At 43.1% G+C, this 25,834-nt stretch carries 20 protein-coding genes; 3 read left to right on the top strand and 17 right to left on the bottom strand.

Translation table 11 applies throughout. The annotated features are described in order from the left end of the window. Positions 1–26 precede the first annotated feature (26 nt). From A4U55_RS01210 to A4U55_RS01175, 8 genes are all read right to left on the bottom strand, one after another. Complete coding sequence (locus A4U55_RS01210; RefSeq protein WP_003666993.1) at positions 27–1,652, bottom strand: surface lipoprotein assembly modifier; 1,626 nt, start codon at positions 1,650–1,652, stop codon at positions 27–29. Between the two features lies 1 nt (position 1,653). Next, positions 1,654–4,656: a lactoferrin/transferrin family TonB-dependent receptor gene (locus A4U55_RS01205; protein ID WP_042510189.1), complete on the bottom strand. Its 3,003-nt coding sequence runs from the start codon at positions 4,654–4,656 to the stop codon at positions 1,654–1,656. 184 nt (positions 4,657–4,840) lie between these two features. Then, the gene (locus A4U55_RS01200) at positions 4,841–7,537 is read right to left on the bottom strand and encodes a transferrin-binding protein-like solute binding protein (protein WP_063453924.1); all 2,697 of its coding nucleotides are present in this window, start codon (positions 7,535–7,537) and stop codon (positions 4,841–4,843) included. 413 nt (positions 7,538–7,950) lie between these two features. Continuing rightward, the gene (lnt, locus tag A4U55_RS01195) at positions 7,951–9,537 is read right to left on the bottom strand and encodes an apolipoprotein N-acyltransferase (RefSeq protein WP_036331873.1); all 1,587 of its coding nucleotides are present in this window, start codon (positions 9,535–9,537) and stop codon (positions 7,951–7,953) included. Between the two features lie 135 nt (positions 9,538–9,672). Continuing rightward, the gene (locus A4U55_RS01190; protein ID WP_063453923.1) at positions 9,673–9,966 is read right to left on the bottom strand and encodes a hypothetical protein; all 294 of its coding nucleotides are present in this window, start codon (positions 9,964–9,966) and stop codon (positions 9,673–9,675) included. A gap of 169 nt (positions 9,967–10,135) precedes the next feature. Then, a complete protein-coding gene (secA, locus tag A4U55_RS01185) occupies positions 10,136–12,937 on the bottom strand; it encodes a preprotein translocase subunit SecA (protein WP_063453922.1) in 2,802 nt (933 codons plus the stop codon). Positions 12,938–13,239: 302 nt separating this feature from the next. After that, positions 13,240–14,544, bottom strand: a complete 1,305-nt coding sequence (hemL, locus tag A4U55_RS01180) for a glutamate-1-semialdehyde 2,1-aminomutase (RefSeq protein ID WP_004463314.1) — start codon at positions 14,542–14,544, stop codon at positions 13,240–13,242. Between the two features lie 39 nt (positions 14,545–14,583). Next, positions 14,584–14,922, bottom strand: a complete 339-nt coding sequence (locus A4U55_RS01175) for a zinc ribbon domain-containing protein YjdM (protein ID WP_003656357.1) — start codon at positions 14,920–14,922, stop codon at positions 14,584–14,586. Between the two features lie 184 nt (positions 14,923–15,106). Between A4U55_RS01175 and ygfZ the strand changes: the two genes are divergently transcribed. Further along, positions 15,107–15,808: a CAF17-like 4Fe-4S cluster assembly/insertion protein YgfZ gene (ygfZ, locus tag A4U55_RS01170; protein WP_063453921.1), complete on the top strand. Its 702-nt coding sequence runs from the start codon at positions 15,107–15,109 to the stop codon at positions 15,806–15,808. Between the two features lie 72 nt (positions 15,809–15,880). On the opposite strand, the gene A4U55_RS01165 is transcribed toward ygfZ, so the two are convergent. Both A4U55_RS01165 and A4U55_RS01160 read right to left on the bottom strand, forming a co-directional pair. After that, positions 15,881–16,753, bottom strand: a complete 873-nt coding sequence (locus A4U55_RS01165) for an HlyC/CorC family transporter (protein WP_003665026.1) — start codon at positions 16,751–16,753, stop codon at positions 15,881–15,883. Between the two features lie 160 nt (positions 16,754–16,913). Next, positions 16,914–17,378, bottom strand: a complete 465-nt coding sequence (locus tag A4U55_RS01160; protein WP_003656352.1) for a YcgN family cysteine cluster protein — start codon at positions 17,376–17,378, stop codon at positions 16,914–16,916. A gap of 186 nt (positions 17,379–17,564) precedes the next feature. On the opposite strand from A4U55_RS01160, the gene A4U55_RS01155 reads away from it, so the two are divergent. Beyond that, a complete protein-coding gene (locus A4U55_RS01155) occupies positions 17,565–18,302 on the top strand; it encodes a dienelactone hydrolase family protein (RefSeq protein WP_063453920.1) in 738 nt (245 codons plus the stop codon). An 84-nt stretch (positions 18,303–18,386) separates the two neighbouring features. On the opposite strand, the gene A4U55_RS01150 is transcribed toward A4U55_RS01155, so the two are convergent. The 4 genes from A4U55_RS01150 to A4U55_RS01135 form a co-directional block, all read right to left on the bottom strand. Continuing rightward, a complete protein-coding gene (locus A4U55_RS01150) occupies positions 18,387–19,898 on the bottom strand; it encodes an aminoacyl-histidine dipeptidase (protein WP_063453919.1) in 1,512 nt (503 codons plus the stop codon). 119 nt (positions 19,899–20,017) lie between these two features. Further along, positions 20,018–21,145: an aminotransferase class V-fold PLP-dependent enzyme gene (locus tag A4U55_RS01145; protein ID WP_063453918.1), complete on the bottom strand. Its 1,128-nt coding sequence runs from the start codon at positions 21,143–21,145 to the stop codon at positions 20,018–20,020. Between the two features lie 243 nt (positions 21,146–21,388). After that, a complete protein-coding gene (locus A4U55_RS01140) occupies positions 21,389–21,676 on the bottom strand; it encodes a hypothetical protein (protein ID WP_003656344.1) in 288 nt (95 codons plus the stop codon). 72 nt (positions 21,677–21,748) lie between these two features. Continuing rightward, positions 21,749–21,985 carry a DUF2788 domain-containing protein gene (locus A4U55_RS01135; RefSeq protein ID WP_003656342.1) on the bottom strand — a complete coding sequence of 79 codons (237 nt, stop codon included), beginning with the start codon at positions 21,983–21,985 and terminating at the stop codon, positions 21,749–21,751. A gap of 197 nt (positions 21,986–22,182) precedes the next feature. Between A4U55_RS01135 and A4U55_RS01130 the strand changes: the two genes are divergently transcribed. After that, the gene (locus A4U55_RS01130; RefSeq protein WP_003667010.1) at positions 22,183–22,851 is read left to right on the top strand and encodes an SPOR domain-containing protein; all 669 of its coding nucleotides are present in this window, start codon (positions 22,183–22,185) and stop codon (positions 22,849–22,851) included. Between the two features lie 94 nt (positions 22,852–22,945). Here A4U55_RS01130 and A4U55_RS01125 read toward each other — a convergent pair whose 3' ends face one another. The 3 genes from A4U55_RS01125 to cmoA all read right to left on the bottom strand — a co-directional run bounded on the left by A4U55_RS01125 (position 22,946) and on the right by cmoA (position 25,828). Further along, a complete protein-coding gene (locus tag A4U55_RS01125; RefSeq protein WP_003656338.1) occupies positions 22,946–23,863 on the bottom strand; it encodes a DUF808 domain-containing protein in 918 nt (305 codons plus the stop codon). A gap of 83 nt (positions 23,864–23,946) precedes the next feature. Next, positions 23,947–24,987, bottom strand: a complete 1,041-nt coding sequence (cmoB, locus tag A4U55_RS01120) for a tRNA 5-methoxyuridine(34)/uridine 5-oxyacetic acid(34) synthase CmoB (RefSeq protein WP_063453929.1) — start codon at positions 24,985–24,987, stop codon at positions 23,947–23,949. A gap of 70 nt (positions 24,988–25,057) precedes the next feature. Next, positions 25,058–25,828 (bottom strand): carboxy-S-adenosyl-L-methionine synthase CmoA, encoded by a 771-nt coding sequence (gene cmoA, locus A4U55_RS01115; RefSeq protein ID WP_003656336.1) that lies wholly within the window; start codon positions 25,826–25,828, stop codon positions 25,058–25,060. Positions 25,829–25,834 lie beyond the last annotated feature (6 nt).

The raw sequence follows: 25,834 nt of genomic DNA, 5'->3' as shown, positions 1-25,834 counted from the left end.
TCTTAACCTGCCCTTAGGCAATTGAGTTAAAACGACCGACCAAGCTCCAAATAAAAATTTTGTTTGTTATGGCTATAAAGTGCTGGTAAGTTACTGTTATTTTTACTGTAACGATAAGTCAGCTTTGGCGTTAATCCAAGCCAGTGAATGTCTTTGTGCCAAATGGAGGTTTGTAGGGTTAGGGTTTTATCTGTGCGATACACATCATCAGGATTAACCAGACGCAATAATTTACCATGATAACGCTCACGCTCAGCACTCACTCTACCTTGCACGGTCAGACCATTTGGCAATCTTTGCAACACCCCAAAATGTATCTTTGTGGCATGACTGCTTTTTGTTGCATCTTGCAGATGGCTAAGCTGATACCCCACGCCCAAAGAGTAACGACGATTTGGGCCATCTTGCAACAAAATGGTGTCATTCACATGATAACGCTTGCCATCATAACCTTGATAACGCTCGGTATAATTGCCTTTTTCCATGCGTGCAAAAAACGCATTTTGCCATTTATCATTGATCCGATGATGGCTGCCAAACGCCACGCCCTGACTGTCTTTTCTGGGGGATAATCTGCCATGCTGCTGATTGGTGGCAAAAATACGCCCAACAAAAGGTACGACATCAACATAACCTTTTTGGTGATCTTTTCTTAGTCCAGCATGAGCAAAAACCGCCAGTTCATTGTGGCTTTTGTCATCATAAAATTTACCATCAACATCTAGGGCTGTATAAATACTCATGCCATGACTAAGCGGCGTGTATTTATTCACACCAAGCGATAAGGCAAGCCCATGAGCAGGTTTTGGGGCATCTTTTTTAATGTTGGGCTGGGTGATGGTGGAGGCGGCGTTGATATTATCCAAATGCAGATAGTTGATGCCCAAATCCAAGCCCATTTTATATTTTTTATGTAAATAGCGACTTTGCGATAGCACCCATCTTTGCTCTTTTTTGCTTAATTTTAAAAAGTGGGCATCATCTTTGAGTTCATCTAGCACCATTTGGGCGTGTTTATCGTGCTTGTTGGTCAGCAACAAGGAAGCAAGTTGTAATTTTACCGCCGTAAGTGTTGGCTCTTTGTTACTCAAATCGGTCAGCAGATTCAATGCCAATTTGGTATTGCCATCACTTAGGGCAAGTTTACTTTGGGCAAATAACAACAAAACATCATCTTGATAATCATCAGGCAGGCGGTCATAAAATGGCAATAACAAGCGTAATGTTGCCACATCATCTTGCACAATCGCTTGATGAAAGACATGATAAAATGCCTCTGGCTGGGCAAGTAAAAAATTGACATCTACGCTCGGTGGGGCAGGCTGGCTCTCATTGGTCTGATGGGCGGTCAAGGCGTTGATGGGTAAAGGGGTTTTATCACTTTTTAAGCCATCACCCAAACCATCGCCTAAACCATCACCCAAACCATCTGGGCTATCCAAACTGTCCAAACTGCCCAAATCCTTACCCAAGCCTTCATCTGATAAAGCATCAGCAGATGGCAGCTCATGCGTGGGTGTATGAATGGGCGTATGATGGCTGTGGGCGTACGCCTGTGCTGTTAATGTATCAACACAAAGCAATAACAGCACCTGCTTTAAAAATCTGTGCTTGACTTTTAAAGCAGGGTTGGTCTTTGGTAAACAGGTCATATTAAAACTTCATTTCAAGACTGGCAAAGTAACTGCGACCTGGTGCAATGTAACGGGTTGATTGGGTACTGCTTGCAGCTTCGCTGGGCAGTTGGCGTGCCGCTTCCCATGTGGTGTAGCGGGTGTTTAATACATTGTTGATACCAAGACGAGCGGTGATGCTCTCAGTTGGGCTATAATAGCCTGTCATGTCCAGTAAGGTATAGGCTTTGGGTATTGTGTGCGTTAAGGTTTGTGTTTCTCTTTTGCCATTTCGGATTCTAAGGGCACTTAGCTCATTTTCATCTTTTTGTTTGCTGTGCGTTAAAGTTGTGCCAATGCCCCATACTTGACTGGGGTGGTCATAGTTTAGACCGACCACATAGCGCGCTGGGGTGATGGCATCCCAAAAAGCAGGGCGAGCCTGATACCAACCATCGGCATCTTTGGGTGCAATGTAATCAAATTTCCCCAATTTGGTATGACCATAACCTAAGGTCATTTCAAGACCATCTGGCAGTTTTGATGTCATGGCATGCAAATCCAGTTTGCCTTTGACACTCACCCCTTTGATGGTGGCATTATATAAGTTGGCAAATACCTCATCACTGGTTTTGGGCGTGGGTGGATTACCAACACATTCATTGGAATCCAAATGAGCCTTACAATACTCTTGTTGGGCTTTGGTTAGGTTCGGTATGGCTTTATCTAACATGTCCTTGTAACGGCTTTTGAACATGCTCATCTCAACATCCCCCCAAGGGTGCTGATAGCGAAAGCCGTATTCATTGGTATTGGAAGTTTCAGGTTTGACATCAACCGCGCGTTTGGGAAAAGACACATCAGGGTCATTTTTATGCTGGGCGGCGGTGCTGTTATAGTTGTACAGTTCATAAAAACTTGGCGTACGAAAGCCTTTGGCAGTTTTATACAACAGGCTAAAATCAGGTGTCAGATGAACCGCCGCTCCAAAATTATAGCTTTTGTTGGTGTAAGTTTTGCTGATGATGTTTGAATCGGTGCTGTGAATGCGTTGTTTATCCAAGCGTCCACCAAAACTTAAATCCACATAATCATTTGGTGTATAAAGATTGTTAATGCCCACATATTGGTTACTGCCATGAATGGGCGCGCGTTCACATTCATTGGCATTGCCACAGGCGTCTTTTTCTTCTAAGCGTCCAAGGCGATTTTTGACAATCCATGCTGCCCCTGATTGCTTAAATTTGGCTTGCTCCTGTGCTGTCAGCGTGCTTTCATCAATGATGGCATCGCCTTGGGTGGTGTCAATGATTGTGCGTCTGGGGTTGTTGGCACGAAATTGGCTTTTAACTTTATCTGCACCAGCCAACACCGTCAAATCGTGCTGACCCAGCAGGTCAAAATTAAAATCAAGTTTGCCTGTCAAGCTGGCACGCCCTTCTTTATAACGGTAATTATTTTGATATTCATAATGCCCAATTTCACTGATGCCACAATTTAAATCCACCTTAGGATATTGGCTGCACGATTTTTTAATGTCATGGTTAATGATTTGGATATTTTGTTGGTGTAGGTTTAATTTTGCTTGCTTAAACCATGGCGTGTCAGGCTTAAACTCAAAACTTAACCCATAGCGAGTTTTGCCATGCTCTTGGTTAAACACACTGCTTCTGGCATAAGCCAGTTTTGGAATGGGGGCATCATTAGCACCTGGTCTAAATGATGCTTGTGATGCGTCATTGGCGTTTAGATACTCTTGATAATCATCGCAAAGGACAATGGAGCCACCATTGGCAGGCTTACCATCATTGCCCAATCTTGCCCCATGGTAACTACAATGACGCATATCACGAATGTTGTATGTTTGCTTGGTGTCTTCTAATAACAGTTTACTGACCAGATTTGGGGTGATTTTGATGTTAAGGCGTGCCAAATACGAGTCTGAACGATAGTCCATGGGGTCAGGTAACAACCGATAAATGCCTGTATAATCTTTGGCAGAGACAACCTCATGGGGGTGCGTGGATGCCAAATATTGTGCTTTTTCAGCATCGCTTAACTCAGAAAAATTGCGATTGCCGATGCCATCTGGTCGGGCTTTGGTGTAGACATAAGGGTATTGTACGCAGCTTTTTGGGTCATCACTTGCCAAACAGCTTTCGGTGATGTAGCTTGTGCCTGCAAACAGTTCGTTAGGCTTTCTTAAATCATATTTTTGTTGCCATGCACCCAAGCGATATAGGCTTTGGTTGATGCCATTTAGGTCGCTGTGTGCTTTGTTTTCTTTGCCTTTACGGTAGGTATATTGCACCATCGCTTCCACACGCTCGGTTTTACCTGCCGCTGCCAGCGTCTGACTAAAATGGTCATTTTTGCTGTTATAAGTGGTTTTGCTTTGAGCGCCAAGATTTTTACCAGATTTTAAGACATCGCTCACATCTTTGGTATGAAACGCCACCGAACCACCCAACGCACCAGAGCCTGCTTCTAAGGCATTACCGCCTTTATTGATGGCAACGGCGGCAATGTTTTCAATCTCTATCTCGTTCATCGCCCCAGAGCCTGCCCCAGCTCGCTTAGTGGATTCGTCTTTGTAGGATTGAATTTGGGCAATGCCATCTACGGTAATGCCCACTCGGTTTTTATCCACGCCATGAATGGCAAATCCGCTGCTGCCACCACGCCCCTGCTCAACCACACTCACCCCAGTTTCATAACGCACCAAATCACGAATGCCCTGTACTTGTTCTTTTGCCAGCGTGTCAGCGGTTTTGACGGTTTTGCCAAGCCCTGTTACATCGGTGTCAAACCGAGAAACAGGGGCAGATGGGGCGGCGGTTACCGTGATGGCATCTAAATAGACGACAGGGGTTTTTGTGTCTTTGGCATCAGAGTTGGCATCTGTCTGAGTGTTCTCTTGCGCCCAGACGGATAGGGGTAAAACTGCCACACCAAATAACGCCGCTTTGATGGCAAGGTTTAAGCGGTGCGTGGTCATGGTATGGACTGATGGTGTTTGTGTTTTTGTGATAGATTTTGACATAAAAAAATCCTAAACTTTATTTTCTATTTTATGGCGATGTTTTATCAAGATATTAGCCCAAGGCAAATCTGGTGCATTTATCCAAGAATTCGCCCAAGGCACTGTTTCAAAGTGCTGTTTTAAGACATTGCCAAGGGCGTCATCAACTGTCGGTCAAGCGACTAAACGATGATGAAGGGGGGCTTTATTTATCTTTAACAGCCCCAAAGACAGCCCCTGCTTTTTCGGCGGTGTCATTGATGCCATCGCCTTTGTCATGATGTAACTGTCCTGCCAACTCTTCGCCATTTGTACCAAAAAATTGTCCCTTAACATCAATATCTTTGATGTTGTATAAGAAACCGCCACCTTGGTTGTTACCCACTTCTTCACGATAGTTTGGCACATCGGCTTTGGCGGTAAATCCTGTGCCATCAATTTTGCCATTTTTGATATCAAAGACGATATCACCTCTCTCATCGTTTAATTTACCAGTTAGGCTGTTGGTGTTAAAATCCACTTCAAACTTAGCTTTATTTTTACCATCTAGGGCAAAGGTTTTTTCATGAGTAGGCTCATTAATGGGCAAGTATTTGTTTTCAAATTCAGGGCGAATATTACCTGCATGATACACTTTGCCTGCGGCGTCATCATCTGCACCATCACCCAAATCATCTGAATCGTCATCGCCATCTGCGTCATCATCTTGTGAATCATCAGATGCAATCAAATCATCATCGCCATGTGTATTATCATCTTGTGAATCATCAGATGCGGTCAAATCATCGTCATCATCTTCTGGGGTGAAGTTTTCGGTTAACAGATAACCTGGATGACCTTTTTCCTTGATGGTTTCTGCATTATCGCTATAACCTTTGTCCTTTTTTTGGGTCAGGTAGCCTGCCCAAAGACCGTTGTAAGTGAATTTACCTGCCTGGGGCAAAGTTGTGCTGGTATCTGCCCTACCGCCTTGCACAAAATAACTGCGTGTTGGGGTTTGGTTGGCATCGTTATACAGCGTCTCGCCAAAACTGATGTGCTGATAGCTTTTGGCACGAATGGCGGTATAAGGCTTATTATCTTTGGCTTCTTGTAGCACGATGGCGGTAACTTGGTTGTCCTTATTTAGTGTGGCATTAGGGTATTTTTCTTTAATGGATTGGTTGGCTTTGACAGCATCGGCAGGGGCTAATTTATCAACACGACTGGCTGATAGGTCATAATAGTTGCCATTAAAATAAAATTTATCATGTTGCCCAAAATAAGCTGGCACGACTTGGGTGCTGCTGCCAACTTTTTTGGTGAACTCTGCTTTTTTTTCGCCCCAAGGAAATTCATTATAGCGTTCATCACTGGTAGGAATATCACCATCATCAATTTGTTCATTGATTTTATCATTTAACTTTGCTTTATCAATGATTCCACCAATCGTTTCATTATCCACAAAACTGGTGCTGGGTTTTTCAAAGCCTGCACTAAAATACACCGTTTTTGTGGCGACAGGTTTGTCTGTTTTGTCTCGTTTACCACCAAAGACCACAAAAGTTGCGTTGTCATTGGATAAAAATTTACCCGCCAGCTCATCGCCCGACTCACCATAAAATCCGCCTTCTAGCGTGTCTGAATTAGGGTTTGGGTTATTGGGGTTGGCTTTTTTGGAGAACAGCTCTTTAACAAAAGGTGCGGTATTGGTGTTATCATCAATCAAAGATTTGGCTGTACCGACAAAGCGGTTACCGTTGATTTTGGCATCAATTTGATACACATCGGTTTCATTGACTTTTTTGGTAGTGTCAAATTGGCTTTTGAGATATTCGCCTTTATTATTTTGCTGATTGGGATTGTCATAATAGGACAGCTTGCCTGTTAATGAGTTTGTGTCAAAATCCACCTGATAAGTGGCAGGCGTGTGCTTATATTGAAAGCCGTTTAGATAAATGTGGGCGGCACTGACGACATCGCCCTCGTTGGCTTTGCCACTGGCATTGAGATAGACCCCCACTCGATCATCTGCTGCTGAAAGGGCAGGGCGTTTTTTGACATCACTTAGGTACAGCCAGTTGCCTGTGTAGTTAAATTTACCAGCACTGGGCAGCTGGCTGCTGGCATTTTCTCCATGATAAAACAAAATGGGCATGGGTTTGGGAATGCGGTCTTGGTCATTTTGAGTATCGGCATTTTTTTGGGTCAGGCTGCTTCCTTGTAGTTCAAGATATCCAAAACGGATATTTTCATAAGGGTCAACAGGCTTGTTATTTTTCTTATTATCAGCTTGCTGATGATTGATGTGAGTGTTGTTGTTGGAAGGTGTTGTTAAGTTGCCATAACCATACACTTTAATGGTATTTAGCTTTTTGGGGTCAAAACGATGGCGTTCACTGTCTAAGTGCAAATCAGACAATGCAGGGAATTTGTTAAAATACAAGGGTTTGATGTCATTGGCGGTGATGGGCTGACGCAAGTTTGTACCTTTTCCGATGCCATCTGGGCGATGGGCATCAATACCAACATATAATTTGCCCAGCCACTGCTGTTTTAAATCATTGCTATAATCTGGGTCATTTTTTGGGCTGGTATCACGAATTTTACCCATCACAAAAAACCCTGCGGCGGCGGCAGTTTTTTGTGCTTGTGTCAGTTGGTTGTTATCGCCATTTGGGTCAGTTGTGCTGGTGCTGTTATCCGTGTTGTTGCCCTGATTGTTGGCGTTATTGGCGTTGTCATGACCTGTGTTCGGCGTTGGTGAAACCGTGCCTTGGGGCAGTTGGGTAACATTGGGTGCATTGACGCTGATGTCATCAGAGCGGCAACCTATCATCACCACGGCAGCAAAAATACTGGCGATGGCAAGGCTAAGGGTGCGTTTTTGGTAGAAAATATGGGGGGTTTTGACAGTACTCATGGTGATATCTCGTTTGGTGTGTTATGAAGACCGCTTTATTAAATCAGCCCAAGCATCCACCACTAAGGTAAGTACAATCAACTCCCACAAACACACAACAAGGCAAAAAGACAATCAGCCGATGCCGTTATGCTAAGCTTGCTGTCAATCGGACAATCCGCTCACCGCTTGGTAACTGTTAAGATGGGGGATGAAGTTTAGTAATGGATATCTTGGTACTAATGATAATTATTATCACATGATAACATAAGAATTTACAATACAGCAAGTTATTTTCTGATATTTTTAGCCATTGTATGTTTAGGTTTTGGGCGGTGATGTTTGGCAGGTTTCGGGTAGGCTGATGAGTGATACAACCAAAGCTCACCCAACGCCTAATCTTGCTCATGCTCTAACGCCCAAAGTGGCACAATTCAGCGGTCTACCACACCATCAGCGGTATAAAATTTTTCTCGTTTGGCGGTGGTATTTTTCATTTTCTTTGCCATGATACTAAGAAAAATCAGCACCAAAGAAAACCCCAACATGGGATAATGCCCCCAAACCATATAAGGCGTGCGTCCAACATAACTGGGTACATCACCTCGCAAAATATCTCGCTGAAACTGCGGTATCTGCTTGATAATCCGTCCTTGATGGTCAATTAATGCAGTCACTCCGTTGTTTGTTGCACGCACAAACCATCGCCCCGTCTCCAAGCTTCGCATTTGCACCATTTGTAAATGCTGCAAAGGACCTGCTGTTGTACCAAACCAAGCATCGTTTGAGACGGTTAATAAAAAATTACTGCCAAGTGCATTTTTACGCGTCGTCTCAGGATATGCCACCTCATAACAAATTGCCGCACCAATCGTATCGCCCACGCCGCCGCCCAATTTGAGCGGTGGTTGCTTATCATCGCCACGGCTTAGGCTAGCGACACCCTCAAGCCCTGGTAAAATATCCAACAAACCACCAAATGGTATATATTCACCAAATGGTACAAGCTGTTGTTTTTTATAAACTGATACTTGATTGGCATCGTATAACATCACACTGTTATAAAATTCTGCCTGATTTGAGGCATCGCTTGGTGTCTTGCGATACATAATGCCCGTTATCCATGCACTGCCATCAGCGTTTGCCTGTTTTGCTAGAGCATTGATGTGGTCGCTGGCTTCGTCTTGAAATAGCGGAATGGCAGCCTCTGGCCAAACCACCAAATCACGCCCCCATTCAGATTGTGATAATCCTGCATAAATCCCCAAGGTTTGTATACCAAAACCCTCTTGCCATTTTAGGTCTTGTGGAATATTGCCTTGGATGAGTGAAACGGAAGTCAGTTTACCTGTTGGCTTTGTCCAATTTACCCCTATCAATGAAATCATGACAACAGCAGTTGTTAAAATACCGCCAATCATAATATGCCCAATATTACGATAAAACAGCTCAATCACAGCCGCCCCAATAAATACCGCTAAAAACGATAAGCCAAATACCCCAAAAATCGGTGCAATGCCATTTAGCCAACTGACATCTGTAAATGCATACCCCACAAAAAGCCAAGGAAATCCTGATAAAACCCAAGTTTTTAGCCATTCTTGAAGTATCCAAAATCCTGCAAAAGATATCGGCTGTTTGGCACTAAATCGAACAAATGCCCATGCCATCAAGGCATGAAACAGCCCCATAATCAGCGACATTGCCCCAATTAATACAAGTGCAGCCCAACTTGGTACGCCGCCATAGTAGTGAATGGAGTGATATAGCCAAAATGTACCAACCACCCAAGTCCCAAATCCGTAGAACTCACCCAACCAAAAGGCCCGCTTAGGGCTATCGCACTTTTTTAACAGTGCATACAACAGCATTGGTGAGAGAACTGCAATGGGGATAATAAAATAAGGCGCAAGTGCCAAACTAAACATTGCACCAGCAGACAAAGCCGCCATCACCGATATCGGTAATGGCAACTGGCGAGTGGTGGTCTTGGGTCGGATAGAATTGGTAGCGGTTCGCATATGACAAGCTAAGATTTCATAGTAAAAGTGTGAGAAGTGAGCGGGTCTGTTAATGAAATTAAATCACCTCACGCCCATGATACATTGGGCTGGGTGATTAAAATAGTTAGGTCATTTAGCCATGTTAAGAGCTTGTTATTGCCCTTCTTGGACTTCGGCATCCTGAGTGGCAGTTTTGGCGGTCTCATCAATCTCTATCACTTCAGCGATTTGGGTGCTATCGCCTTCAGCAAATGCTTCAGGTACTACCTGCTCAATCGATGAAGACGAATCGCTCGGTACAACGATCATTGGCTCGGCAGGTTCAGCCGACATAGGCACTTCTTTTTCTTCAACAGGCTTGGCGGTTGCCTCTTTGGTTTTTTGGGCACAAGCAGACAGTACAATCATAGCTGACAATGCTAACGCTTGCCAAATGAGTTTTTTCATGGGGTTATTCCCTCACTGGTTAAGTCAATAGCCAAACTCAGGAAGCAATACATCCTTTAAATGAGAGTGGTTTACAATTAGCTTAGTATAGCACAGTTTTTTATAAAGCTCTAATCTTAGCGATATACCCAAATGCCCAACAACCAAAATTTATCACCGCCGATAACAACTAGCTTAGTTTGCCATGGCATTGTTTATATTTCAGACCAGAACCGCAAGGGCAAGGTGCATTACGATGGGTATTTTTGGGAATCACCAATGCCTCATCCGTTGTTGTATCAGCCGCTTTATGTGCCACAGAAGTAGTGCCTAAAGTCACTGTCATACGACCCAATGGGCGTGGTGTTTCTTCAGCAGGGCGATTATCCAAACTTTGAGCATCGTCAAGCTGTGCCTGCTGCTGCTCAAACATCATACGCATTTGTTCGGCCTGCTGGCGACGCTGTTCTTCTAAGGCGGCAAGCTCTTCAGGCGTTGGCACATGTACACGCGCCAAATCTTGAATCAAATCTGACTTAATCGCACCAAGCATCGATTGAAATAGCTCAAATGATTCACGCTTATATTCTTGTTCTGGATTTTTTTGGGCATAGCTACGCAGATGAATGCCTTTTCTGAGCTGATCCATTTGGGTTAAATGCTCTTTCCAATGCCTATCTAGGCTTGTTAGCATAAAATGGCGTTCAAGCTGGGCGGCTGTTTGTTCGCCCATTTGCTCACGACGAGTCTGGTAACGCTCAATGGCAGTTTCGATGATTTTGGCACGAAGACCCTCTTCATCCAAACGACGATCAGCATCAAGCCAATCATTAATTGGCATATCAAAACGAAACGCCTCTTCGATTTCATCTTCTAACCCATCAATATTCCATTGGTCATCGATAGAGCCAGGCGGAACAAATTGATTGATTAAGGCGTGATATACTTCATGGTGCATCGCCTGAATACCTGCTTGCAAATCCATCTCTGCCAATAAATCATCTCGTTGTGAATAGATGACCTTGCGTTGTTCATTGGCAATGTCATCATACTTAAGCAAGCTTTTACGGGCATCAAAATCTCGAGCTTCAACCTTGCCTTGAGCGTTTTCAATTGCACGAGAAACCATCTTATGCTCAATGGCTTCATCTTCTTTTAAGCCCACTGCACGAAACATACTGGTAATACGATCGCCTGCAAAAATACGCATCAAATCATCTTCAAGCGATAAAAAGAATCGTGATTGCCCAGGGTCGCCCTGTCGCCCTGCCCGTCCACGCAGCTGATTATCAATACGGCGTGATTCATGACGCTCAGAACCAATGATATGTAAGCCACCTGCTGCCAACACCTCATCATGGCGTGCCTGCCAAGCTGTGAGTGCCTCACGACGCATCTCATCGGTGATGACTTCATGTGTTTCAAGCTCAGCCTGCCAATTACCACCCAAAATGATATCTGTACCACGGCCTGCCATGTTGGTTGCAATGGTCACCGCACGAGGACGACCTGCTTGTGCGATAATATCTGCCTCACGCTCGTGCTGCTTGGCATTTAAGACATTATGAGCAATACCTTCTTGATTTAATAAATAAGACAGCTCCTCAGAAGCCTCAATGGTCGCAGTACCCACCAAAACAGGCGCACCTTTTTCGGTGATTTGTTTAATCTCACGAATGATGCCTTTATATTTGCCAAGCTTGGTCAAAAAAATCTGGTCATCCATATCAATCCGTGCAATCGGTCGATGTGTCGGAATGATGACCACATCTAAATCATAGGTTGACTTAAGTTCAGCAGCTTCAGTATCTGCCGTTCCTGTCATGCCTGATAATTTATCATACAGACGGAAATAATTTTGGAAAGTGGTGGTTGCCATCGTTTGGTTTTCTGCCTGAATCTCTACCCCTTCTTTGGCTTCAACCGCTTGATGTAAACCATCTGACCATCGTCGACCTGGCATGGTACGACCTGTATTTTCATCAACAATGATCACCTCACCATCTTGAACGATATAATGAATATTTTTGACAAATAAATGATGTGCGCGTATCGCTGCTTGTGCATGTGCTAATAATGGTAATCGTGCTGGGCTGTATAGGCTTTCATTTTCGCCAAGCTCACCGACTTCCGCCAAAAAGCTTTCGATTTTTTCATAGCCTTTTTCGCTAATCTCAATCGTACGGTTTTTTTCATCAATCCAAAAGTCGCCATCAGTATTATTTTTATTATCTTCTTCATCTTTGGAACGCACCAATCGCTCAACGATATTGTCAATCAAAGCATACAGATGTGCTGAGTCTTCGGCTTGGCCTGAAATGATGAGCGGAGTACGAGCTTCATCAATTAAAATGGAGTCAATTTCATCAATAATACAATAGTTTAATGGTCTTTGTTTTTTTTCACTTAGGCTAAACACCATATTATCACGCAGATAATCAAAACCGTATTCGTTATTGGTGCCATAAGTAATATCAGCTCGATAGGCGGCAAATTTTTCTTGGGGGGCTTGTTGGCTATAAATCACACCAACTGTCAAACCCAAAAAATCAAACAACGGGCGATTTAGTTGTGCATCACGGTTTGCCAAATAGTCATTCACTGTGACAACATGAACCCCTTTGCCACTGATGGCATTTAGATAAATGGCCAAGGTCGCCATCAAGGTCTTACCCTCGCCTGTTTTCATCTCAGCGATTTTACCTTCGTGCAATGCCATGCCACCAATCAACTGCACATCATAATGACGCATGCCATTGACACGCTTAGACGCCTCACGACAAACAGCAAACGCCTCAGGCAAGAGTTTATCTAGGCTTTCGCCTGCTTGATGACGCAGCTTAAACTCTTCGGTTTTTTGGCGTAATTCATCATCAGATAACGATTGAATGCTTGATTCATAACTGTTTATTTTGGTAACAATTTTACGCATACGCTTTAATTCACGGTCGTTTTTTGTACCAATGACTGTACTGATAATTTTTGTAAGCATACTAAATATTCCGTCAAGAATAGATAAATAATCCATTCTAATGGGTAAATGGGCAGTGCGATTAGATGACTTTTTACCATTTAACAATAAAATTCATCTGCATACCCCACCAATGTTTGTGTGAATTTTGACCAATTTATCTAAGATGTGCCTATCCTTTATAACATCATTTTCATTTTAAAAATTGATAAAAATAAAATAATGACTTATACATAAAAATAGCCAAACTGATTTTTATTGCAAATACAAAAGATGGGCATACCTTATTAAAATACCGCTAACGATTGAGGGTAAGATACCGCTCATGACGCTTGTGATAGCTGTAAAAAGACTTGCTCTGCTGCTTGGATGGTTTTATCCAAATCTTCATAAGTATGTGCCGCACTCATAAATGCCGCTTCAAATGCCGACGGTGCAAGATACACACCCAAATCCAACATACCATGAAAAAACTTGGCAAATTTTTGGGCATCGCAAAGATTTGCCACATCATTAAAATTCTTAGGCAAACTGTCTGAAAAGAACATACCAAACATACCGCCTACCGAACATGCCTGAAAAGCTACTTGATGCTTGGCTGCCGCGGCTTTTAAGCCATCAATCAAATATGTGGTTTTTTGACCAAGCGTCTCATAAAATCCATCAACCATCAGCTCATCAAACATCGCTTTGCCAGCACGCATTGCCAAAGGATTGCCTGACAGTGTGCCTGCTTGGTACACGCCCCCAAGTGGTGCAATGCATTCCATAATTTCACGCTTACCGCCAAATGCACCAACAGGTAATCCTGCACCAATAATCTTGCCAAAGGTTGTCAAATCAGGCGTAATGCCAAAATGCACTTGAGCACCGCCAAGACCGACACGAAATCCTGTCATCACCTCATCAAAAATCAGCACCACACCGTACTCGGTACATAATTGACGCAAGGTTTGATGAAATGCTTGGGTTGGAATGATCATGTTCATATTGCCTGCGATTGGCTCTAAAATCACGCACGCAAGCTCATGACCAAATTCATGAAAACATGCTGTCAATGCCTCGATATCATTATAGGGTAAAGTGACAGTATGCTTGGCAAAATCAATCGGTACACCTTTGGATGTCGGTTCACCGATATCTAGCATCCCCGAACCTGCCTTGACGAGCAGGCTGTCTGAATGCCCATGATAACAGCCTTCAAATTTGACAATTTTATCACGACCTGTATAGCCACGAGCGAGTCGAATCGCACTCATGGTAGCTTCTGTGCCTGAGCTTGTCATACGCAATAAATCAACACTTGGGATGATTTGACAAATCAAATCCGCCATGGTTGTTTCAGATGGGGTCGGTGCTCCAAAAGACAAGCCATCTTCAGCAGCAGCCTTCACCGCATCGATGACTTGATCATGTGCATGACCCAAAATCATCGGACCCCATGAACCAACATAGTCAATATAGGCGTTATTTTCGGTATCATAAATATACGCACCCTTTGCACGCTGGACAAATACTGGCACACCCCCTACACCAGCAAATGCACGCACAGGTGAATTTACACCGCCTGCAATATGGCGTTTGGCATCATTAAACAATTTTTCATTGGCTGGGCGGATATGTGTCATGACTGCGTCCTTATGATAAATGAACTAAAGTTGAGAGAATCAGGCTTTTTTGACAACCGAAGATTTAAGTTTCATCGCACCAAAACCATCAATCTTACAATCAATGTCATGGTCATCTGGTGCATCATAAATCAAACGAATGGATTTAACTTTTGTGCCAACTTTGATTGGTGTGCTTGAACCTTTCACTTTTAAATCTTTAACCACCGTGACCGCATCGCCGTCATTTAGGATATTGCCGACAGCATCTTTGATGATAGGCAGTGCCTCGGTCTCGCCACCCTCTTGCCATTCGTGAGTACACATTGGGCAAATCAACAGCATACCATCAGCATAGGTATAAGATTCATGACATTGCGGACAGTCAGGTAAGTTCATGATTTCACCTTAAATTAATTTTTGATAAAAAACTTAACTGCTTATTGTAACCGATTTTGGGGTTTAAGTGTTATGTTGGCTGGTATTTTGTACAAAAAATTTAACATCTGCCATCAAATTTATCCTATAATTTGATGAATAGCCCCAATATTTATTATGACAACTTTTGAATAAGAGACAAACCATGACTGATTTTTGTTATTTTGAAATGACTGGTACAGACAGTGAAAAATTCTTACAAGGGCAAATTACTGCTAATATCGCTGATATTGGTGAGCAGTTTTTACCGACAGCAATTTGTAATCTAAAAGGGCGTGTACAATTTGGGATTTGGATTGCACGAACTTTGGCAGGCTTTGATATTGTTATGAGTTCTGATATGGCAGATAATTTTATCATGCATATTAAAAAATATGGGGCATTTTCCAAAATTACCCTATCATCAGCCAACCCCGTTTACCCTGATGTGATCGATGACATACCCACTTTTAATAAAACCCAGCAAACCGATACCAAGCTTTGGGAGCAATTAAGCATCAAAACAGGTAATTATTGGCTGACTGCCAAAACCAGTGAGATGTATCAACCCCAAGAGCTGCGCCTACACCAAAAAGGGGGTGTGGCTTATGATAAAGGATGTTATTTGGGACAAGAGATTATTGCACGGCTATATTTTAAGGCTCGCCCAAAGGCCTATCTACACCGCATCTTGGGGGTGGGTGCTATCCCACCTACTGGCGGTGATATGGGGCGTATGAGTATCGTTAATGCACTCGCAACCGATACAGGTTTTGAGGCTTTGGTAATCGCCCGCCCTGAGGATTTAACGACAGTTGAAATTCTACCCCTGCCCAAGGCCTTACAAGAAGACATTGGCCGCAACTAGCTTTAACATAGGCTTTATCACACCTACCAAGTCACAACAAAAACCGAATGAAATTATCAATTCGGTTTTTGTTTATTCAGCATTCTCAAGCTGTGGTATCAGCACAAGCTCCAACAGATGAATAAATCGTGCCTCAACATCAACCACAGTAATTTGCCATTCATCGATTTGAACAACCGCACCTTGAAGATGGCTAACAAAGCCCAATGCTTGCATGACCAAACCGCCCATTGTATCAACATCTGTATCATCAAAATGACTGCCTAAAATCTCGTTACAATCACTGATGAGTGTGGAAGCTTGCACCAACCAAACGCCTGATTTATCAGGGTGTGGAATGATGTTATTAATGTCGCTGTCCTCGTCAATATCATCATGTTCATCAACAATATCACCGACAATCTCCTCAAGCAAATCCTCCATTGTCACCACACCAGAGACCGAGCCAAATTCATCAACAACAATCGCCATATGCACTTGGGCTTTTTGAAGTGAGCGTAGCAGTGTATCTGAGCGTGCCGTCTCGCTAATATACAACGGCTTTCGTACAATATCAGCCAATTTGAGCGGCTGCTCTTTACCGTCAGCTTTGGCTTTTAGGTATGGTATTAAGTCCTTAATCAGCAAAATCCCAACCACAGCATCATCATCTAAACTGTCAAAAACAGGATAGCGAGAATGCTCTGTTTCAAGCACCACCGATAAAATATCAGATAAATCATCATCGCTGGCAATCGCATGCACCTGCGGGCGTGGTGTCATAATCTCACGCACTTGGGTTGCTGGCAGATCAAGCACCCCTTCAAGCATATCAACCGTATCAGGCTCTAAAAACTGGCGAGAGTCTTGAACCAGCTTTAATAAATCATCTCGAGTTTCAGGTGCGGTGGATAACCAACGCCTAAGACCACGCATCGACCAAGTGCTTGAATTGTCATCAGACATAGACAGTATAATTTAACCTCGTGTTCATTAAAATTATGATGAATTGATTGGTTTGCTACAATTTAGCGTATCACTCGGTTTTATTCAAGTGCTTTTGATAAAATCACACACATACACCCATTTTATCAAATTTGCCAATTTTTATTTTCTTTCAATCATGTCAAGGTTTAACCCATTTCACCACTCGCCTTTCTATGTCTTCATCACTCATACCAAGCTCACTCACACATCGCCCAGCAGTTGAAACTTTCGCAAATCCTGCACCATGGTTTTGGCTATGTTTAATGAGCCTGTGCCATGCTGGCAGATTTTGCCCAAGATACAACCGCTTATAAGCACAATGGCGTGGCAACCACAACATATCAGGCAACATATCAGGTGTTAAGCGAATACAATCTGGCACAATCGTTTGACGCTTGGCATAGTTTTGGCAAAATCCTGTTGAGCAATCCAATAGCTGGCAGGCAACATCGGTATATTCGGTCAATTTAACATTGTCATCATCAAGAAATTTCACCAAACAACACGCGCCACATCCGTCACATAATGCTTCCCATTCAGCATCTGTTAACGCATCTAAGGGATAATTTTCCCAAAATTTTGGTCGCAATTCATCATAAATCATGACAATACCATATTGTTAACAATCAGCTTTATTGTACCTTAAAATCTGAAAAAATAGGCATAAAAACCTTGACTTGCTAGAAACTGCTTGTTAATTTAAAAAGACCAATACCGTGGTACAATGGATAAAATTCCATACAACCGTAGGGTATTTCATTGATATCATCCAACCCAAAAGGATAATTTTATGACAATAACGAATCGTACACTCACCACCACCGCACCTGATGGCACACCACTACTTAGCCACATTGCCCTGCCAAATGATACCACCGAGACAGGCAAGGCACGGGCAATTTTGGTTGCTCCTGAATGGTGGGGTGTTGCCGATCACCCAAAAACAGTCGCCGAACGTTTGGCCGCTGAGGGATTTGTGGCAGTGGCAATGGATGTTTATGGTGAGGGTAAGATGACAACAGACGCTCATCAAGCCAATGAATGGATGTCTCAGATGCTTGAGTATTCTGATGAACTTATGAACCGCTGTCAAGCCATTTACCAAGATGTGGCCAATTTACCCGAAGTAGACAAAGAGCGTATCGGTATCGCAGGATTTTGTTTTGGTGGTAAAATTGCTCTGGATATGGCACGCCTTGGTACACCGCTCAAAGCTGTCGCAACATTTCATGGTAATCCTGCCGCCATCACACCTGCCACCAAACAAAAGTTTATCGCCAAAGTCTTGGTTGCACATGGTGCAGAGGATTCCATGGTCTCAATGCAAGCAATCGATGATCTAAAAAAAGAACTTGAAGCTGCTGATGTTCAATACCAAGTTGATATCTATGACGGTGCCAAACACGGCTTTAGCAATCCACATGCTGATGAACGAGCTCGTGATAATGGTATTGACTTGGGCTATCATTCCCAAGCTGCCAAAGAAAGCTGGGCTAAAATGATTGTATTTATGAATGATACCTTATAAATGATACTGAATTCACCCAATCACTAAAATAAAACCATCTGCTTAAGAGTAAGCAGATGGTTTTATGAAATGGCAAATGATGGTTTAGCGTTTAAGTGGTGCATTCGCCAAAATCTCGGTCAAAAGTCGCCAATATACCGCCACCGACCCAATATGCACCATTTCATCAGGTGAGTGGGCATTTTTGATGGTAGGACCAATTGAGACAATGTCCATATCAGGATGGCTTTGCTTAATCAAGCCACACTCAAGCCCTGCATGGATAACCTTAATATCAGGCTCGTGACCCAAAATCTGGCTATAAAGCTGTGTTGTGATCGGCGTAATTACAGAATCGGTATCTGGATTCCAGCCCACATAGTCGCCAGCAAAAGTAATCTGTGCACCTGATAGATGGGCAATACTTGACAGCGTATCACAAACCGCCTCTTTACCTGAATCAACCAAAGAGCGGATAAGCAGCACGCATTTAAGTACATCATCATCCATCTTAAGCTGTCCAAAGGATAATGAAGTCTCCACAGTGTCTTTGGCGATATCGCTTTGACGCACCACACCGCTAGGCAGTGCATTGATCAGATGGATGGCTTGACAAGATGACGCCCAAGTTAGCACATTGTCTTTAGGCTTAAGCTTAGTGGTATCGATAACGGCTATCAAGTTTGGCTCAGCCTGCTTTAGCTCATCAAAGATTTGAGCAGTGGCGTCATTGATGGTATCTATCAGTGCGGATAAAGATGACTGTTGGCAACTGATAACGACTTGAGCTTCTCGTGGAATGGCATTTCTTAGCGTGCCACCTTTGATGTGACTGATGGCAAATTGTCCATCGAACTGACCCAAAAGCTTAACCAGCACTCTTGCCATCAACTTAATGGCATTGCCACGATTTTTATCAATATCCAGTCCTGAATGCCCACCACGCAGCCCTTTAATGGTTAGGCTTAGTGTCGCATCAAAGGGATTTTTTTGCCACATCAGTGGCAAGCTTAGATCTGCATCAATACCACCAGCACAGCCAATATACACCTCACCGATTTCTTCGGTATCAGTATTGACCATGATTTTTGAAGCCAGCTCATTGGCTTTTAGACCAACTACCCCAACCATGCCTGTCTCTTCAGTCATCGTCAGTAGCACCTCAAGCTCAGGATGCACCAGCGAATCATCTTCAAGCACCGCAAGGCAGCTTGCCATGCCAATGCCATTATCCGCCCCCAAAGTTGTGCCTGTCGCCATCAGCCATGCATTATCATCAGGACGAAGACGCAGACGAATCGGATCTGTGGCAAAGTCATGCAATACCCCTTCATTCGCTTGGGGTACCATATCTAAGTGTGCCTGTAGGGCGATTGGCTCATGATTTTCATAGCCTTTGGTCGCTGGCTTTTTAATAATCACATTACCAATGCCATCTCGGCGAGCAGCCAGCCCATGTGCTATCGCCCACTCGATGATATCCGTCGCCAAAGCTTCTTCATGAAAACTTGGATGCGGTGTCGCACTGATACGACTAAACCAATGCCATAATAACGCAGGTTCAAAATCTTTGACAACAGTTAGGTTGTCTTCATAAGCTACCAAATTCAAAGCCATCTTATTTCCTTAATATGATAATTTTAAAGTATCAGTCAATCTCATTTAACATCATTCTCCAAATTACCAAAATAAAAATAGGCTAGGCATTAAGCACATCGCCTATTTTTGTTTTTGGATTAAACGAACACTTGATCGACTGCACGCTTAAATCGTTCAATCGTACCTTCAATATCGGTCAATTTATCAAGCCCAAACAAACCGATACGAAAACTCTTATAATCGCTTGGCTCACCAACCTGAAGCGGTGTGCCAGCAGCGATTTGGACACCTGCCTTGGCAAAGGCGGCACCTTTGTGAATCTCATCACTTAAAGCATGGCAAACAATCACGCCATACGCTTGAGCTGATGGATCGGCGACACTGTGGACGCCTTTTTTATGAAGTGTTGCCAAAATCTCTTGACCAAGCTTGATTTGGGCTTGTTTTAGGTTATCGTAGCCAATCTGCTTTGCCTCAAGCAAAGTATCCCGCAGCTGCTTTAGACCATCGGTTGGCATGGTGGCATGATACGCATGACCACCATTTTCATAAGCCATCATGATATTTAACCAAGCTTTTAAATCCAAAGAAAAGCTTGACGGCGTGCTTGATAATACAGCTTCTTTGGCGGCCTGTGACAGCATCACCAAGCCAGCACATGGTGTGCTTGACAACCCCTTTTGAGGTGCTGATAAAAGCACGTCGATACCAAGCGCTTTCATATCCAGCCAAATACATCCAGAAGCAATACAATCAATGACAAGTAGGCCACCGACCAAATGCACAGCCTCAGCAAGTGCACGAATATAATCATCTGACAGCATCATGCCAGAGGCAGTTTCAACATGAGGGGCGAACACAACGCCCGGCCGATGCTCTTTGATATAGGCGGTCACCTCATTAATATCAGCAGGTACAAACTGACCGTTCTTGCCTTCTTGAAGACATGCCTTAAACACATGGCTAGATTTGGCAACACCAATCGCTTCTAATATCTGCGTCCAGCGATAGCTAAACCAGCCATTTCTGATAATGACAGCATCTTGATCAGTCGCCAAAGCTCGTGCAACTGCTTCCATCCCTGCCGTGCCAGAACCTGGCATGATGGCAAGTGCATCGGCTTGAAACAGTGACTTTAACTCAAAAGATAAATCCTTCATCACCTGCTGGAACTGCACCGACATATGGTTAAGCGCACGATCAGTATAAACAACAGAAAATTCCAATAATCCTTCAGGGTCAATATCTTTTCTAAGTGCTGGCATAATCATTTCCTTTTATGCGATTAGTAGCCACTAATGTATCAAGCAAAACTCGAAAAATCAAGCCACTTCCGCTGATTTAAGCTGGGTCTTTTATGCTTTTAATGACCCAAGCTGCCGCTTGATTTTAATACCAAAACTGATTTGGTCATCATAATAAAACCTTGGCTTTTATTAAGACCAAGGCTTTATTATTCATCCAAACTGCCCTATTTCAATCAAATCAAAATTTGACCAAAGAAGATATCAGTTGGCTTGAGTTTCGGTAGGCTCTACGGTTGCATTAGCATCCGCCATTTGGGTATCTTCTTGAGCTGTGACATCAGCACTTGCATCCGCTTGAGCTGTCTCGGTCGTCATTGTAGATACACCTTCATCACCAAAAACCATGTCTTCGGCTTTTGGAGCATTGGCCAAAGCGGCTGCTTGTGCTTCTTCAACACGGTCAATAGCATGTACTTTTTCATGACCGTGACCGCAAGCGGTTAACATCAAAGTGACAAATGCTAAGGCAGTTACTGCAAAAATTTTCATACCCTTACTCCAAAATTAAAGACTGTTTAAACTATCAAGTCAGCCACTAACTTTTAAAATGCTCAAATTAAGTTACAATACCCATTTTCCAAGCACAAATTCAATCACAAGTTTGGCAAGAAAACCAAAAAAACCCATGCCCAAAGCGACAAAAATCCAAAAAGTTCCCGCTCGGCCAGCATCTGATTTTTTTGAGATATCCCACATGATAAAAATTAAAAACCCGATGAAAATAGGCAATAAAACATACAGACCCAATGTGGTAATCGTCTCAGCCGATACCAAAAACAGCGTCGCCATTGCAGACATACCAAGCACCTTTATGATTATTTATCCGCACATTATAGCAATATTTATCCCAACTACCAACCATCAGGTAAGAATAAGCACGATATTTTTATAAAAATTTGCTAAAATAGCCGTCGCTTGGGCTAATTAACGCTCACCTTAATTTGGTATTTGATTACTACCCTAATTTTTGTATAAAAACCATACAGGATATTCTTATGGCTCAAAGACCCCAAAAACAGCCTTCTGCCGTCTATAAAGATGAAGTACATAATCAAAGAGTAGGTTTAAGTAGCTTGCTTTGGATTGTCGTGGGGCTATTGGTGGCAGCGATGCTGGCGGTTTTTTTGTATGTGTCGCCTTTATTTGATGGTTTTGGTCAAAGCGCAGATCCTAAACCTGACGCTTTGGTTAAACCCATTACCGCCAGCGAACCTGAAATTGAATTTGAATTTTATGAAGTTCTGCCCGAACAAAAATTTCAAAGCATTCCAGAAGGCGTGAGCATCCAAGACCGAGAAGATAATACCTTGCCCAAGCCATCAACCGATGTGATCATCAATCACAGCACAAAAGCGAGTACCGACCAGCCAGCTGACATTTCAATCGCCGCAGAAAATACCGCTGATGATGAGCCTAATCACCAAAGCCAATACATACTCCAAATCAAAAGCTATGAAAAGGCCAAAGATGCCGATCTAAAGCGTGCTGAAGTACTCATGGCAGGTGTGGATGCCATTGTGGTACGCCAAGATACAAAAAATGGCTATGTGTATCAAGTTATCTCAACGCCCATGACTCAAAAAGAAGCCTCTGCCACCAGTGTACGCCTGCGTAATAATGGTATTGACTCTTTGCTTATCGAACAGCGTCCTACTCCCAAATAACCCAAATAACTATCATCATTTCATCATGCCAAAATAAAAAGCGTCCATATTGATTGAACACTTTTTATTGATAGCTTAGGTTCAATAAATTTGGCTATTGTTTTATGAATTTTTTAACACCGATCACACCCACCAAAATCATCAAACCTGCAATCAAACCTGTCATACCATTATATAAAGCTTCGGTCAGACCACCAAAAACACCCGATAACGCCGCCAAGTCTTGAGCTTGATGATGTAAGATACCAACACCATGCACCAAAATCCCACCACCGACCAAGAACATGGCAAGCGTGCCTGCAAAGGATAAAAATTTCATAAGCCTTGGGGCAAATACCAAAATAGTACGACCCATCGCTTGGCGGTATGCCGAGGGCTGATTAACCAAATAAATACCCATATCATCGAGTTTGACAATTAAGGCAACCAAGCCATACACCCCAACTGTCATCATAATAGCAATGGCAGATAATGCTGCCGCTTTTGTTGTGAAAGTCGCTGCCGTCATTACACCCAATGAAATCACCACAATCTCAGCGGATAAAATAAAATCCGTCCGGATAGCACCACGAATTTTATCTTTTTCAAAGGCGGCCAAATCGATGCTTTCATCAGCATTAGCTTTGAGTCTTTTGGTATGTGCCATTTCATCATCCATCTCGTGTGGTAGTAGATTGGGGGTAAATTTATGAACTACCTTTTCAGCACCTTCATAGCACAAAAAAGCACCACCAAGCATCAATAAAGGCGTGATTAGCCAAGCTGCGATGGCACTGATAAGTAATGCAGCAGGCACCAAAATCAGTTTATTAATCAACGATCCTTTAGCAACCCCCCACACCACAGCCAACTCTCGATCAGCACGCACACCAGTAACCTGCTGAGCATTTAGTGCCAAATCATCACCTAAAACACCTGCGGTTTTTTTGGCTGCCACCTTAGTCATTACCGAGACATCATCGAGTATCGCTGCGATGTCATCAAGCAGCATTAATAAACTACCACCTGCCATAGTTTCACCTTTTTATTAAATGCCTCACAAATCATGTCAAGCGATTAGCCAGTATTGTAATATTATACTTCAGTCAGACTTATTCATGATGGTTTTTTGGCAATTATCACCGCACGCTTAGGTCTAGGATATCCCTCGGCAGTTTTTGAAGGATCTTTGGTATCCAAAAAATCATCTAAAGAATGATAGGTCATCCACTCAGTGGTTCGCTGTTCATCATTGGTTGTGATATTAATATCAACACAGCGAACCTGAGCAAAGCCTATTTTGTCTAGCCACAGCTGTAAGGCAGATACCGATGGTAAAAAATACACATTATTCATCATCGCATAGCGATTTTTGGGAACAAGTACCGTATTTTCATCACCATCCACCACCAAAGTCTCAAGTATCAGCTCACCGCCTTTTGTCAGCTGATTTTTTAATTGTAATAAACAATCAAACGGTGATGCACGGTGATATAATACACCCATACAAAAAACACTGTGAAATAATCCTGACTGATTATTATCTTGGGGCAGCTCCTCTAACCCCACAGGAATAAAATGAATGGGCGGCTGCTCATAGCGGTTTTTTATGTTGCCAAGAAAGTGCCGGGTCGCCATAAACTGATGGTAAAATAAGCAAGACGGATCGATGACAATCACCGTACTCGCCCCCGCCCCAACCATACGAAAACCATGATAGCCCGAACCTCCGCCAACATCCAACACTCGCTTACCAGTCAAGTCGCCAATGTATGGTAATATTCTGTCCCATTTTAAATCGCTACGCCATTCTGTATCAATATGGATCAGCCGATCGCCTTGCCCAAATTTAAATCCACCTTTTCGCCATGGCATGAGATTTTTTAACAAAGCTTCACTACAACGATAATCGCTGTGAGTAAAGTCAATCTGTGAAGTAATACAAGCGGCATTTAGATTAATTTCATTAGGCGTAACATCAGGCAGTTTATCAATGATTGATTCATAATATGGCGCATGTGCATATCGATCTTTATTTTTAATGTTCGCTAACCAATCTGGTAATAATTTGAGCCATTCATACGCCATCGGATGATGCTGAGCTAGGTCAAATAAGGTTTGATAAAGGTCTTTTTCGGCACGAGTGATTGTATTCATAAGGTCATCGGTCTTCATCATTGGGCAAAATTTGGTACTAAAAACTTGGTAACTGATGATTAATTTATCATCATTTAAAAGCCACAATGGACGCAAAATTTAAAAACATAAACCAAGTCAAGCTACGCTCAAAACCTGCCTGTGCCAAGCGTTCATGGTGCTTGTGTAGCGTGTCGGTGATGAGCACATTTTCAAGTGCGTTACGCTTACCGCTGATTTCCATATCACTGTAGCCATTGGCACGCTTAAAATCATAATACCGCTCAACTCGCCACGCATCGTCTTGTTCATCGGTTAGGTGAGTTTTTTCGGTCAAAATCAAAATACCGCCTTCTGCCAAAGCGTGATGGCATTTTTGGAGTAATAACAGTCGCTGATCTGGTGGTAAAAATTGTAAGGTTAGATTAATAATAATCAAATCACAGGGTAACAAATCCATTTGACAAACATCATCCAACCAAAAGCGAATATCATGATCAGGATAATACTCACCTACGACCGATTTGGCCCGCTCAATCATTGGTGCTGAGATATCGATGGCATGAATCTCAAGCTCATCAGGAGCAAATTTATCCGCCAAAGCAAAGCTCACCGCCCCAAGCGATGTTCCTAAGTCATAGACACGACTCACACGCGCTCCACGATCACTAACTTGACGCAACAAACAATGGCGGCGTGCCAAAATCGGCAGCATCGCAAGCACTTGCCCATAACCTGGCACACTACGGCGAATCATATCAGGAAAACACGCCACCACTTCTTCATCAAAACTAAAGCGAGCCGACTTATCAAGCGGTGTGGTAAATAAAGTATCGTGAGTATCGTGGTTGGTATTTGGCATGACTTA

It is taken from the genome of Moraxella catarrhalis, from assembly GCF_001632285.1.
In the GTDB taxonomy this organism is placed as follows: Bacteria; Pseudomonadota; Gammaproteobacteria; order Pseudomonadales; family Moraxellaceae; genus Moraxella; species Moraxella catarrhalis.
This window is presented reverse-complemented; position numbering and strand designations above follow the sequence as displayed.

Excerpts from the sequence above, each read along its gene's own strand:
- A4U55_RS01145 (WP_063453918.1), bottom strand. The coding sequence starts at position 21,145 with ATGCCAGCACTTAGAAAAGATATTGACCCTGAAGGATTATTGGAATTT.
- A4U55_RS01210 (WP_003666993.1), bottom strand. The coding sequence starts at position 1,652 with ATGACCTGTTTACCAAAGACCAACCCTGCTTTAAAAGTCAAGCACAGA.
- A4U55_RS01125 (WP_003656338.1), bottom strand. The coding sequence starts at position 23,863 with ATGGCAGGTGGTAGTTTATTAATGCTGCTTGATGACATCGCAGCGATA.
- secA (WP_063453922.1), bottom strand. The coding sequence starts at position 12,937 with ATGCTTACAAAAATTATCAGTACAGTCATTGGTACAAAAAACGACCGT.
- A4U55_RS01190 (WP_063453923.1), bottom strand. The coding sequence starts at position 9,966 with ATGAAAAAACTCATTTGGCAAGCGTTAGCATTGTCAGCTATGATTGTA.
- A4U55_RS01200 (WP_063453924.1), bottom strand. The coding sequence starts at position 7,537 with ATGAGTACTGTCAAAACCCCCCATATTTTCTACCAAAAACGCACCCTT.
- cmoB (WP_063453929.1), bottom strand. The coding sequence starts at position 24,987 with ATGAATACAATCACTCGTGCCGAAAAAGACCTTTATCAAACCTTATTT.
- A4U55_RS01175 (WP_003656357.1), bottom strand. The coding sequence starts at position 14,922 with ATGAACTTACCTGACTGTCCGCAATGTCATGAATCTTATACCTATGCT.
- A4U55_RS01135 (WP_003656342.1), bottom strand. The coding sequence starts at position 21,985 with ATGTCTGCAATGGCGACGCTGTTTTTGGTATCGGCTGAGACGATTACC.
- cmoA (WP_003656336.1), bottom strand. The coding sequence starts at position 25,828 with ATGCCAAATACCAACCACGATACTCACGATACTTTATTTACCACACCG.
- A4U55_RS01130 (WP_003667010.1), top strand. The coding sequence starts at position 22,183 with ATGGCTCAAAGACCCCAAAAACAGCCTTCTGCCGTCTATAAAGATGAA.
- A4U55_RS01165 (WP_003665026.1), bottom strand. The coding sequence starts at position 16,753 with ATGTCTGATGACAATTCAAGCACTTGGTCGATGCGTGGTCTTAGGCGT.
- lnt (WP_036331873.1), bottom strand. The coding sequence starts at position 9,537 with ATGCGAACCGCTACCAATTCTATCCGACCCAAGACCACCACTCGCCAG.
- hemL (WP_004463314.1), bottom strand. The coding sequence starts at position 14,544 with ATGACACATATCCGCCCAGCCAATGAAAAATTGTTTAATGATGCCAAA.
- A4U55_RS01155 (WP_063453920.1), top strand. The coding sequence starts at position 17,565 with ATGACAATAACGAATCGTACACTCACCACCACCGCACCTGATGGCACA.
- A4U55_RS01160 (WP_003656352.1), bottom strand. The coding sequence starts at position 17,378 with ATGATTTATGATGAATTGCGACCAAAATTTTGGGAAAATTATCCCTTA.
- ygfZ (WP_063453921.1), top strand. The coding sequence starts at position 15,107 with ATGACTGATTTTTGTTATTTTGAAATGACTGGTACAGACAGTGAAAAA.
- A4U55_RS01140 (WP_003656344.1), bottom strand. The coding sequence starts at position 21,676 with ATGAAAATTTTTGCAGTAACTGCCTTAGCATTTGTCACTTTGATGTTA.
- A4U55_RS01205 (WP_042510189.1), bottom strand. The coding sequence starts at position 4,656 with ATGTCAAAATCTATCACAAAAACACAAACACCATCAGTCCATACCATG.
- A4U55_RS01150 (WP_063453919.1), bottom strand. The coding sequence starts at position 19,898 with ATGGCTTTGAATTTGGTAGCTTATGAAGACAACCTAACTGTTGTCAAA.